The organism is Ornithinibacillus proteolyticus, assembly GCF_039581225.1.
Classification (GTDB): Bacteria; Bacillota; Bacilli; order Bacillales; family Amphibacillaceae; genus Ornithinibacillus; species Ornithinibacillus massiliensis.
Genome location: NZ_JBCPXV010000038.1, coordinates 20,147 through 32,917 on the forward strand (window position 1 = coordinate 20,147; position 12,771 = coordinate 32,917).

Consider the following 12,771-nt stretch of genomic DNA (forward strand, 5'->3'; position numbering starts at 1 on the left):
CATACTTTATATACTCCAGAACACTGCAATCGCTCCTTCTCCCGCATGAACAGCTAGAGATGAACTGACTTCACCAATAACAACTTCCATATCTAGAAATTGTAAAAGGATTTCTTTGCGTAGGGCTTCAGCTTTTTCAGGAGCGTTGGCATTTGCAATACCGATTTTTCTCACAGCATGCTCCTTACAAGATGCCCTTATTAAATCTATCATTCTACGCGTAGCTTTTTTCTCAGAACGAATTCGTTCCACCACCCCTAGTTCTCCCTTTTCCCCGATAGCCAAAATTGGTTTAATCTTAAGCAGATTTCCTAGCACAAATTGCGTACTGGATAATCTTCCTCCTTTAAATAGTTGTTCTAATGTATCTAACAGAATTAGATTCTTATGCTGATTTGCCATCTGATCCAACTGTTGAACCATTTCTTCTACATCGGTACCATGCTTGACAAGCTCTATACCTTTTTCGATTAGGAAGGTTATAGCAAAAGAGAGTGATCCCGAATCAATGATTTTAACTTGTAATCCTACTTGCTCCATTCCCGCCTTCGAGCTCGAAATAGTTCCACTTAATTTTGACGATACATGAATAGCGATAATATGTTCATATTCTTCTTTTAAATGCTTATATAACTGCTTAAATTTCTCCACATTGGGCTGGGATGTTTTAGGGACTTCCTTTTCTGTCCGAATCATTTCATATAACTGTGCACTCGATAGGTCAATACCATCCTCGTACTCCTTCCCATTTGAAATGATCACAATTGGGACAACATACACATCTGGATGTGCCATTAGCTCCTCTGTTAAAAAAGCCGTACTATCCGTTACAAAAGCAATTTTACGTTTACTCATGACTCTCCCTCTCCATTTCACCTATACTTATTAAAATAATAATACAGTTAAGAACAAATTATACCAAGTATTAATATCAGGTAATAATTTTATTTTTCATTATTTACCCCTATCACTTTTTGATTATGACCCTTATAATAAAAAAGAATGTACCTAGGAAGGATAAGGTGTTACCGAATATGAGTTTACTAACAGTTAAAAATTTAAGTCATGGCTTTGGTGATCGTGCGATACTCGAAAATGTATCATTCCGGTTATTACAAGGTGAACATATTGGATTGATCGGAGCAAATGGTGAAGGAAAGTCTACTTTCATGAATATAATTACCGGAAAACTACAACCAGATGCTGGAACGATAACTTGGGCTAAGCATGTCCGAGTAGGTTATTTAGACCAGCATGCTGTATTAAAGCAAGGTTTGTCTATACGGGATGTATTACGAACCGCTTTTCAGTATTTATATGATATGGAAGAAGAAATGAATCAGCTTTTTGCCAAAATGGGAGAAGCATCACCTGAAGAGCTAGAAAAATTATTAGAAGAAACCGGTCGTATGCAGGATTCGCTGACGAATAATGACTTCTATACAATTGACGCAAAGGTTGAAGAAGTTGCGAACGGACTAGGGTTGAATGACTTTGGACTAGACCGTGATGTCCATGATTTGAGTGGTGGTCAGCGTACGAAAGTATTATTAGCTAAGCTACTCCTAGAAAAACCTGAAATTCTACTTCTCGATGAGCCGACAAACTATCTTGATGTCGAACATATAGAATGGTTAAAAACGTATTTACAGAATTACGACAATGCCTTTATACTCATTTCTCACGATATTCCTTTTCTAAACAGCGTCGTGAACTTGATTTATCATATGGAAAATTTAGAGCTAACTCGTTACCCTGGGGACTACGATGAATTCCTACGATTACATGATTTGAAGAAACAGCAACAGTTAGCAGCCTATAAGAAACAACAAAAAGAAATTGCCCATTTAAAAGACTTTGTTGCTCGTAATAAGGCAAATGCAGCAACGGCGAGGATGGCACAATCTCGCCAGAAGAAATTAGATAAAATGGACGTTATCGAACTCGACGCTGAAAAGCCAAAACCTGAGTTTCAATTTAAAGAAGCACGTACACCAAGTAAATACTTATTCGAGACAAAGGATCTCGTTATCGGTTATGGTGAACCATTATCTCGTCCATTAAACTTATCCATGGAACGTGGACAAAAGATAGCCCTTTATGGAGCAAATGGAATAGGGAAAACCACCCTGTTAAGAAGTCTATTAGGAGAAATTCCTCCTGTATCAGGTGACGTTGAACGCGGAGAGAATTTGCATATCGGCTATTTTGAGCAAGAAATCAAAACAACAAATTCCAATACTTGTATTGAAGAAGTATGGGATGAATTCCCTCACTTTACCCAATACGAAGTTCGTGCAGCACTTGCAAAATGTGGATTAACAACGAAACATATCGAGAGTAAGGTGCAAGTATTAAGTGGTGGAGAAAAGGCGAAGGTACGGTTATGTAAATTAATGAATCGCGAGACAAATATACTTGTACTAGATGAGCCAACTAACCACTTAGATCATGATGCAAAAGTCGAGTTGAAACGAGCACTAAAGGAATATAAAGGAAGTGTTCTCCTTATTTCCCACGAACCTGAATTTTATGATGGTTTGGTAACAGATATTTGGAATTGTGAAGATTGGACAACAAAAGTATTTTAAGTATTTCATGCAAAAAGAATGCCCTAGCAATATGGCATTCTTTTTTTTTATTCATGGAAGCCATTGATATGTCTTTAAATCTATTTCATTAAAGCTCCCTAGCGCTACTCCTTCTGCTTCTAATTTCAGAATCTGTTCATAATAGGATGCTTCATCCTTTATTACTATTTTACCTTCTGCATTTACAACACGATGCCAAGGAAGCTCGTATTTTTTACTCATAGAATGTAAAATACGAACAACCTGACGAGCAGCTCTAGGACTACCAGCTAATCTAGCAATCTGGCCATAAGTCATTACTTTCCCCTCTGGTATTTGCTTTATCATTTTTATTACGTTCTCTGTAAATGGTGTCATCATTATCCTCCAGCATATGATTGGAATATCAAGGTATTGTTTATATTAGTTCAAATTATCTGCCCGATATACTCTCTCCCGTATATTAGCTGGTTTTTTGTCTTCTAAAGTAATCCTCTGCTAGTATCCCCATTATGATTTCGTCAGAATATGCTTCATTATAAAATAGCGAATCCCTTAATACGCCCTCCACTTGAAAGCCTACCTTCTCATAAGCCTTTATCCCGCGCTTATTATGCGAATAGACCTCTAGTTGCAGTCGGTTTAACTTTAACTCTTTAAACGTAAAAGCTAATGCAAGTTCCACTGCCTCCGTACCATAACCCTTATTAAAATACTTCTTATCATGCAGTGCAATTCGAAAACCAGCTTTTCTATTCATTTCGTCGATGTCTAATATAGTTAAATCACCGATGATACCATCTGCAACAACTAAACAAATGGCAAAATCATAACGAGAATCATCTTCTGATATTCGGTCTATATGATCATTTAATTGCTCCATAGTAAACGTATTTCTCGTTCCAGTCATATAACGAATTTCTTCATCATGAACTGCATTCAAAATGCTTATGTTATCTTCTTTTGTTAAAGGTCTTATATATACCGATTTACCTTGATAATACATGGTTGTCTCCCTTCCCCATGAGTTTTTTATTTATTTGGTTTTGCCCATATTAAAGAAACCATGCCAGACCAGTATTGTTCGATGTGTTTGACTTCTAGTTTAGATGTCTCCATAATCTTCAGAATATCTCGATCGCAATGACAGCCTGAAACCCTTCTATAAAGTGGATCAACCACCTTTTGTGTCATAGACAACAATCGATTGGAACTTAACCCGTGTTCTAAAAACAATACAGCGCCATCTTCCTGACACCAATCATTATACTTATTTAAGGTTTTCACTGGATCTGGATAACTACAGAGTGTCAAAGTCGAAACAATACTATCAAAAGAATTGGATGGCAAAGTAAGTGTATCAACATCCTGATGAATAAAATGCACATGTAACTGATTGATTCTAGCTTGTTGCTCCGCACTTTTAATCATCTCTTTACTAAAATCCACTCCGATAATCTCACTGACCTTTTGTTTGTTATAATATGGAAAATTAGCTCCTACACCTACTCCGACTTCTAACACGTTACCATAAGCTGAATTAATAAGTTTCTCCCGCCATCCTGCAACAGTTGGATTATTACGATTATTTTCATACATGGAAACCTGACTGTCATACTTTTTTATTAATTTTTCCTTCTTCATATATAACTCCTCATAAGTTCGTCATGGCAAGTATTAACTTATGGTGTCTATTCATAAAGTAATCGTAACATAAGAAGGAGATTAAGATAATGTTGAGCTTCTTAATCTCCTTTTATATTAGACCTTATTCTTCCTCACTTCTGTCCCATTCCCAATTCCAGAATGAAACTTCATCTACTGCTAGATCACTAATCATTGGTTCTTCTTGAAGTTTTAAGATTTCCTTTGTTGGACCCGTGATGACAGCACCGTAATGTTCGATTCCATGCTCTTTTAAATACTGTATTCTATCATCTAGATTTAACGGTTCAAAGGTCAGCTTATTAGCCTTGCTTTCATATTTAGATAGAAATGCTAATGTCTTCATAAATTGCGTATGAAGCTGTTCGTAATCCCCTGATTCATATTCTGGAGAATAATATGATTCAGAGATAACCTTACTACCGAATAGACCTTTTTCTTCCTCCCTAGAATCTAAAATCATATCGTTATCATGCCAAATCGGAAAATCGGGAAAGCCAATTGGCTCGAAAATATTACCGGCATATCTTGATTCGCCTTCTTGCCCCGTATAAACGGCAAACCAGATAATATCTAGATTTCTCCCATTAAATAATTGGAATACGTCATTTGTAGTTAATAGCTCAGAAAAAGACACATATGCAGATACAACCGTTCCTTCGGGTAATTGTTCTAATTGGTTCCAATCAGCCATTTCGCTTTCAAATCCTGGAAGAATAAATCCTGGTTGCTCTTTTTTCATTCTCCCGTAGTAATCTTCCATTGGGAATCCCATCATAGAGAACAAGAAGTTAACTTTCATTTCGCCAACGACTAATGTTTCATCCCCAACCCTCTTGTTTAAATCTCTACTAGCTTCCATAGAAAAGAATGATTTTGTATTCGTACTTGTTCCTCCATAATAACCATATGGATTCGTGACTGTTAATGTATAATCAATTATATTTCGAAAGGTTTCGACTCGGTCTGGTTTTCCCCATGAATAATAAACAGCTGTTAGGATAGTCGATAAAATCGTAACAAAGAAGAGAATACTGATTACCATAATAGCAGTCTGAAACCTAGCTTTCCATTTACTTCGTCTCAGTATCTTTATTTGCTTTTCATCATTCATAGGATTAACTTTTCGGTCTTTATCCTCTTTTTCGTCTATGAACTCATAATATTTTTCTAATTTTTCTAACTCCTGTTCGACCTTTTCCTTTTCCGCTTCTGAGAGTTCTCCTTTTTCATAGGCATCTAATTTCTTCTTAAAATCATCTTTCATCCGATTGTTCCCTCCTCTGTCTTACATATTGCCTGCCGCGAAATAACAAAACCTTAAAATACGATTGTTTAACACCCATTACACTCGATGCTTCAGCTTGAGTAAGCCCATGCACATCATGCAATAATACAGCATATCTTTGTTTTTCTGGTAAATCATTGAGTAAATATATGATTTCTTGAACCTCTTCTTTTTTAACTACATCTTCTTCAAACAAATTCTTCTTATCTATAAAAGTAGTGAAGAAAGTATCTTCTTTTATCATCATCTTTTTATGCTTACGGTAATAATCAATAAAAACATGATGTGCAATTGTAAATAGCCAAGACTTAACACTCTCCCCCTTATAATTTTCGATATATAGATGGGCTCTAATAAACGTTTCTTGAACTAGGTCTTCTGCTGTATGATGGTTTCGACTAAGCATTAGGAGGAAACGATAAATATCAAGAAAATATGTATGATAAATGTAATCCAGATTATCTTTCATAGCTCCCCCTTTCACTTATGTAACGATTTAGAAGCAAATTGGTAACAGGAATTTCATAGTTTTTAACTTTTAACATATTTATGAGAGCGAATATACCCCAAAAAAACAAGATACCCTATTAAAGGTTATCTTGTTCGTAATCAAGTAATATCTATTGTATATACGTTGTTAAAACAACCCGAGCTGCTTAGGTGCTAACCCTTCGTATTCTATTCCAAGCATATGTTGAAATTCTTTGGCATTACTTGCAGCATCCCCGCCAGAATTATTGTTAAATAATACGATAATGTCCTTCGTAGCCTTCGAGATTTCCAAGACTCGATTCTTCCAATCTAATAATTCTTTCTCATTATATTTATATAAATAGCGAACATCACGCCAATTTGTATCCGCGTTTTTCGGTTTAGTCCAGCCATGAAAATTCCGTCCATGCATACGAATCAATGTAACGTCAGATGTGGTCGCTACAGGTACAATAGGAATTGATCCAACACCTGCTTGTGGTTCGTCCGCAATCGAATGAATCCAGCCATTCTGTTTCATAAAGGTTAATGTGCTTTCACGATACTTATCGTAAAACCAAGATTGATTTCGAAATTCTAGGGCGACCGGAATCTCCCCCATCATTTTCTTACAATATCTTAAGTAGTTTACATTTTCCCTATTACAGTCAAACCACGGTGGAAACTGAAATAGCACCATCGCTAATTTATTGGCCTCTTGAAAAGGCGTCAAGGAATCCATAAAGGCTTGAAACATATTCTCTTTATTTTCAAACGGAATCTCCTTCCGTTGATGTCCGGTCATTCCTTGATAAGCTTTGACAACAAAACGAAAAGTATCTGGAGTATCCTTCACCCACTTTAATGCATTACGTACAGGTTGTATTGCATAAAAGGAGGCATCTAATTCAACCACTGGGAAGTGACTACTGTACTCGGCTAATTTATCTCTTGGTCTAATATCATCAGTATATAATAAATCATGATCACCCCAACCAGTTAGTCCGATATAAATCATATCGATTCCTCCTATGTGATAATTAACTAATAGGTTACATTATCCTCTATACTATCATATACCACTACTATATCGTAACCACATATTCTGCTAGATAGTATGGTAGGAAGGTAGTAACCCAAACCATAAATAAATAGCAGAGCCAGTCCTGTCCATGTGGAGGAATCCACGTGCATATAAAAAGAAGCATATGAAGAATTAGCATTTAGCTAAGACCCCCTATGCTTCTTGTAAACATAACCATCCTGACTACTTTTTTAATACATTATATAAGGCGGATTATTCTACCAGCTAGATTTTTTCACACCTGGCACTTGTCCTTTATGAGCATATTCACGGAAAGCAATTCTTGACATTCCAAACTTGCGCATATACCCTCTCGGACGACCAGTTACAGCGCAACGGTTATTAAGTCTTGTAGGCGAGGAATCACGAGGTAGTTTACGAAGTGCTTCATAATCTCCCCTCTCCTTTAACTCTCTTCTTATTTCAGCATACTTTTCTACCATTCTTTGTTGTTTCATCGCTTTTGCTACTTTTGATTTTTTAGCCATTCTAATTTATTCTCCTCACTATTATGTTTATACTGTTTGGATATTCCATTGAAACGGATCTGGTAGCTTACTCCAGTCACTATCCATTTCCTCTGGCATTAATAAACAGTTATCCAATTCTTTCGTAATATATTCTTTATCTAAATCAAGTCCAATAAAGACTAACTGTGTCTTTCGATCACCAAATTCCAAATCCCATGTTTCCATAACTTCTGGGTTTTCTTGTAAAAGGGCTTCTCTTCTACTAGGAGGAAGTGCCGCTACCCAGTATGCAAGTGGCTCAATGTTTGCAGATAACCCTGCTTGTGAAAGTAGAACAGAAAAATCATTTCTTGTTGCTAACCACATCAATCCCTTTGCCCGTACGATATTTTCAGGCATTGTCTCGATAAATCTTAATAGACGTACCGAATGAAAGGGTAGCCTGCGTTCATAGACAAATGAAGCAATCCCATACTCCTCCGTTTCCGGCACATGCCCTTGAGGTCCATTAGTCAGCTCTTTTAGCCACCCTGCAGAACTACTTGCTTTCTCAAATTCAAAAGCGTTCGTATGAAGAATTTCTTTAGGATCTACTACTCCATGTGTCGTTCTAATGAACTTCGCTTCTGGCTGTAATTTTCTTAGAACTTGTTCTAGTTTCTCTAAATCAGCTTCATCCACTAAATCACACTTATTTAAAACTAGCACATCACAAAATTCAATTTGGTCGATTAATAAATCGGCTATTTCACGTTCATCCTCATCCGAAATCGCTTCTTTCCGATCTAACAAACTTTCACCTGATCCAAAGTCATGCCAGAAACGGCTAGCATCGACTACTGTAACCATCGTATCTACTTGACAATATTTGTTAAGGTCTATCCCTAATTGATCATCCAAATATGAAAATGTCTGGGCAACAGGTATAGGCTCACTAATCCCTGTTGATTCAATTAGGATGTAATCAAACCTACCATCCTTCGCTAACTTTTCTACTTCAATTAATAAATCTTCTCGTAGTGTACAACATATGCACCCATTGGACATTTCGACCAATTGCTCATCCACTCTAGATAATGTTCCTTCATTCTCCACAAGTCCTGCATCAATATTTATTTCACTCATGTCATTTACAATAACTGCTACCTTCATCCCATCTCTATTGTGTAAAACATGATTTAATAAGGTTGTTTTCCCTGCCCCTAAGTATCCACTTAATACGGTAACTGGTATCTTCTTTGTCATATACATTCTCCATTTCATTTTTTAATCGTAACCATTACGATTTACTACCTAAAAAAATATCCTTCAGCTTGAAGGGTGAAATTCTCATCTATACAATAACGAAATCCTCTCTTGAGCTCTTCTTCATCTAATTTTGTTCCAATAAATATTAGTTCACTTTTTCGCGGTTCATCTGGTTTCCATTTCCGATCTTCTGTACTAGCAAATAGCATGTGAACTCCTTGAAAAACAACTCGATTATCAATATCCTTTACATTTAATATTCCTTTGTATCGATAAAGCGACTCTCCTTTCATTTGAACAAGGTAAGTAAACCATTTATTGACACGGTCGAGGAACAATGGTTTGTCTGACTTTAGAATAATAGAATGTACATTGTCATCATGGTGGTGATGATGAGATTCTGTAAGTAAGTTCGATTGAATCTTCAGCTTCGCACTTAAATTAAATGATTGAACGCCTATTAGCTTATTAATGGGTACTTCACTATTTGTCGTAGTGATTACTTCCGCTGTCATGTTCATCTTTTTAATCCGAAGCTTTAAATCTGCTAATTTGTCCTGAGAAACTAAATCCGCTTTATTCATAATGATTAAATCCGCAAAAGCAATTTGTTCCTGGACAATTTCCTGCTCTAAATGTAGGGGCAAATGCTTCGAATCTACAACCGTACAGACACTGTCTATGTCAAACCAATATGCCATTACTTCATCCATTAGAAAGGTTTGAATAACAGGTGCTGGGTCTGCTAGTCCAGTTGTCTCAATAATAATTCGACTTAAATGGATTTCCCTTTTGGCCATTTTAACGATTAAATTTTTCAGAACCTTAATCAAATCTCCACGTACATTACAACAAATACATCCTTTGTTGATTTCTATTATTTCCTCGTGTGTCTTTATGACAAGCTCTGAGTCAATTCCAGTATCACCGTATTCATTAATAATAACTGCTGCATGTCGATTTCGCTCATCACTTAATAATCGATTTAACAGCGTTGTTTTCCCAGCACCTAAAAATCCAGTTAAAATGGTGACAGGAATTTTATGTTGTTTGAGCATATTACACCTCCTAAATGTCACAAAAGCTCTGCTGGATTGAATTTGGATTATGTAGATAAGTCCTCACCACTGTAAGTTAACTGACTTGGTAACAATGCGTTACTACTACATCCAATAGCAGAATTTCATTCCGGGTATGGCTTTATTATTTTTCAAAAAGATTTGGCTAGAAATCATAGCCTTAGATAAATCGTAACCATTACGATTTACATGTTACCTATTTATGCAGAAATCGTCAAGTAGTATCATTATTTTTCTGTAATAAACATGTTTAATTAATCGTTAAACTAAAAAAAGAGCTAGGAATAATCCTAACTCTTCCATAATTTATACATACGTTACACACAGTAAATTAGCACACAAAAGAAATGACAAATCGTACCGGCAAGCACGAAGAGATGCCAGACCATATGATGATATTTAAATGCTCGCCACATATAGAATACCGTTCCAATGGTGTAACATAATCCACCAATAACGAGCAATACAACCCCTGCATAGGCCAAATTTTCAACAATTCGATTCCATCCTAATACTACCATCCACCCCATTAACAAATATAATAACGTGGAAGTAAATAGGAACTTCTTAACAAAGTAAGCTTTAAATACAATTCCTGCTATTGCTAGGCCCCAAATAATTCCAAACATTGACCAGCCTAGAGAACCTTTAATCACTAGCAATGTAAATGGAGTATATGTTCCAGCAATAAATAAGTAAATAGATGAATGATCAAATATCTCGAATAAATCTTTTGCTTTACCAGGCGGTAGTGCATGCACTAATGTAGAAGATGTGTACAATATCACCATTGTTGCACCAAAGATCGTAAAGCTAACTACATGTAAAGCCGTTCCATTCAATGCAGCGAATACGATAAGTAATACTAACCCAGCAATACTAAGTACAACCCCTATGCCATGTGTTATCGCATTAGCGATTTCTTCACCCTTCGAAAAGGTATGTGTTTCTGCCAATCCCATCATCCTTTACTTCATTATGATTCGTTAACATTAATCCAGTATGACTAAATAAAACAATTTTAATAACTCTTCGTACTGCAAAACTGTTATTCCTTATACTTCATTATAACATGAAGTTACATTTCTTCTGGAGCTTTTATTCCCAATAAACGTAAACCTTCTTTTAAAATTATGTTAACGGCATACACTAATGAAAGTCTTGCTTGTTTATGTGGCTCATCTAATATTTTGACAACCGCGTAATACTTATTAAAGGATTTTGCGATATCTACTAGGATTTTTGCAATTTGTGATGGATCATAATCATCCAATGCTCTCGTAATGGTTTGTGGAAAATTCATTAGTAGCTTAATAATCGGCCATGCTTCAGGATCAATAAACGTACTCCCATCATCCGATTGCTCTACATACTTCCCCTTCCTCAATAAAGATGCTGTGCGTGCATGTGTATATTGAACATAGGGTCCTGTCTCCCCTTCAAAACGCAGCATATCTTCTAATGAGAACTCAATATCATGTAAACGGAAGTTCTTTAAATCATGGAATATAATCGCCCCTACCCCGACTTGTTTCGCTACCTCTTCTTTACTTGATAAATTAGGATTCTTTTCTTCAATATTACGTAAAGCTAATTGTATCGCTTCTTCAATAACCTCTTCTAATAAAACCAGTTTCCCTTTCCTAGTAGACATTTTCTTTCCTTCTTTTAATATCATACCAAATGGAATATGTGCCATTCCTTTTTGCCAGTCATATCCCATTTTTTCTAGTACTGCAAACAGCTGTTTGAAGTGTAATGTTTGTTCATAACCGACTACATATAACGACTTTGTAAACTGGTAAGTCTCCTGACGATAGATAGCTGCCGCTAGATCACGGGTAGCATATAATGTCGTTCCATCACGTTTTTTAATAAGGCTAGGAGGGAACCCTTCTAATTCCACTACATAAGCACCTTGTGACTCTACTAATAAACCTTTAGCGGATAATTGCTTGACTACTTTCTCCATTTTCTCATTATAGAACGCTTCTCCAGCAAAGGAATCAAATGATATTCCTAGTTGATTGTATATTTTCATAAATTCATTTAGTGACTCATCTCGGAACCATTGCCATAATTGAATGGTTTCCTCATCCCCATGCTCCAGTTTCTTAAATGCTGCTCGACCTAAATCATTTAAGGAAGGGTCCTTCTCCGCCTCTTGATGAAATTTCACATATAGTGCTAGCAATTCTTTTATCGGACTTTTTCGAACCTCCTCTTCTATCCCCCATTTCGTATAAGCTACGATTAGCTTACCAAATTGTGTTCCCCAGTCACCAAGATGATTAAGACGAATAACCTGGTAACCACTTTTCTCCGCAATAAGGGATAATGCATTCCCAATAACCGTTGATCTCAAGTGTCCCATTGAAAATGGTTTAGCAATATTTGGCGAAGAAAAATCAATCGTGATTGTTTTATTGTTTCCAATCATTTCATCACCATAATGGTTTTTCTTCTCTAGAATTGATTGGATAGTCTGTGATGCTACCTTTTCCTTCTGTAAAAAGACATTAATATAAGCACCGACTGATTCTACTTTTTCAAATAAAGGTGCATCAATCTTTCCTGCTAACTCTGCTGAAATGAGGCTCGGAGATTTTGCGTAATTCCTGGCTAGCTCAAAACATGGGAAAGCAAAGTCTCCATGGGACTCATACTTCGGTTTTTCAATCATCTTCAAAACCGTTTCATACGGAATTATTCCCTCTACTAATTTGGTTACTTGTTCTGCAAACACTTGTTTAAATATCATGTCTTTTCCCTCCCTCAATAAAGTTAATTTTTCTTCCAAATACTCGCGTATTCTCAATATTTTATAAACACTAGTTAGTTGACACACCTTATAGATAGTTAAAAATTGAAAGTAATTCAATTTATTTACAGGTTG

13 protein-coding genes are annotated in these 12,771 nt (G+C 36.1%); 1 reads left to right on the forward strand and 12 read right to left on the reverse strand.

Features of this window, described 5'->3' with window-relative positions; all coding sequences use genetic code 11:
• Positions 1-6: 6 nt before the first annotated feature.
• Entirely contained in the window at positions 7-855 is an 849-nt protein-coding gene (locus tag AAIB49_RS15315; protein ID WP_343458533.1) for a DegV family protein, read from the reverse strand.
• A 179-nt stretch (positions 856-1,034) separates the two neighbouring features.
• On the opposite strand from AAIB49_RS15315, the gene AAIB49_RS15320 reads away from it, so the two are divergent.
• Positions 1,035-2,591, forward strand: coding sequence for an ABC-F family ATP-binding cassette domain-containing protein (locus tag AAIB49_RS15320; protein WP_343458534.1), 1,557 nt, complete (start codon positions 1,035-1,037; stop codon positions 2,589-2,591).
• 51 nt (positions 2,592-2,642) lie between these two features.
• On the opposite strand, the gene AAIB49_RS15325 is transcribed toward AAIB49_RS15320, so the two are convergent.
• The 11 genes from AAIB49_RS15325 to argS all read right to left on the reverse strand — a co-directional run bounded on the left by AAIB49_RS15325 (position 2,643) and on the right by argS (position 12,636).
• Entirely contained in the window at positions 2,643-2,948 is a 306-nt protein-coding gene (locus tag AAIB49_RS15325; RefSeq protein ID WP_343458535.1) for an MGMT family protein, read from the reverse strand.
• A gap of 85 nt (positions 2,949-3,033) precedes the next feature.
• The gene (locus AAIB49_RS15330) at positions 3,034-3,576 is read right to left on the reverse strand and encodes a GNAT family N-acetyltransferase (protein WP_343458536.1); all 543 of its coding nucleotides are present in this window, start codon (positions 3,574-3,576) and stop codon (positions 3,034-3,036) included.
• Between the two features lie 26 nt (positions 3,577-3,602).
• Positions 3,603-4,214 (reverse strand): class I SAM-dependent methyltransferase, encoded by a 612-nt coding sequence (locus AAIB49_RS15335; protein ID WP_343458537.1) that lies wholly within the window; start codon positions 4,212-4,214, stop codon positions 3,603-3,605.
• Positions 4,215-4,338: 124 nt separating this feature from the next.
• The gene (locus tag AAIB49_RS15340) at positions 4,339-5,502 is read right to left on the reverse strand and encodes an anti-sigma factor (protein WP_343458538.1); all 1,164 of its coding nucleotides are present in this window, start codon (positions 5,500-5,502) and stop codon (positions 4,339-4,341) included.
• Entirely contained in the window at positions 5,492-5,992 is a 501-nt protein-coding gene (locus tag AAIB49_RS15345; protein ID WP_339215760.1) for a sigma-70 family RNA polymerase sigma factor, read from the reverse strand. The genes AAIB49_RS15340 and AAIB49_RS15345 overlap by 11 nt, the downstream gene beginning before the upstream one ends.
• Before the next feature lie 168 nt (positions 5,993-6,160).
• The gene (locus AAIB49_RS15350; protein WP_339215762.1) at positions 6,161-7,012 is read right to left on the reverse strand and encodes a DUF72 domain-containing protein; all 852 of its coding nucleotides are present in this window, start codon (positions 7,010-7,012) and stop codon (positions 6,161-6,163) included.
• Between the two features lie 284 nt (positions 7,013-7,296).
• Entirely contained in the window at positions 7,297-7,566 is a 270-nt protein-coding gene (gene rpsN / locus AAIB49_RS15355) for a 30S ribosomal protein S14 (protein WP_343458539.1), read from the reverse strand.
• A 27-nt stretch (positions 7,567-7,593) separates the two neighbouring features.
• On the reverse strand, positions 7,594-8,793 hold the full coding sequence (locus AAIB49_RS15360; protein WP_343458540.1) for a GTP-binding protein: 1,200 nt from the start codon (positions 8,791-8,793) through the stop codon (positions 7,594-7,596).
• A gap of 44 nt (positions 8,794-8,837) precedes the next feature.
• Complete coding sequence (locus AAIB49_RS15365) at positions 8,838-9,854, reverse strand: CobW family GTP-binding protein (protein WP_343458541.1); 1,017 nt, start codon at positions 9,852-9,854, stop codon at positions 8,838-8,840.
• Between the two features lie 338 nt (positions 9,855-10,192).
• Positions 10,193-10,831, reverse strand: coding sequence for a PAQR family membrane homeostasis protein TrhA (gene trhA / locus AAIB49_RS15370; RefSeq protein ID WP_339215769.1), 639 nt, complete (start codon positions 10,829-10,831; stop codon positions 10,193-10,195).
• A 122-nt stretch (positions 10,832-10,953) separates the two neighbouring features.
• Positions 10,954-12,636, reverse strand: coding sequence for an arginine--tRNA ligase (gene argS, locus AAIB49_RS15375; protein WP_343458542.1), 1,683 nt, complete (start codon positions 12,634-12,636; stop codon positions 10,954-10,956).
• Positions 12,637-12,771: the final 135 nt, after the last annotated feature.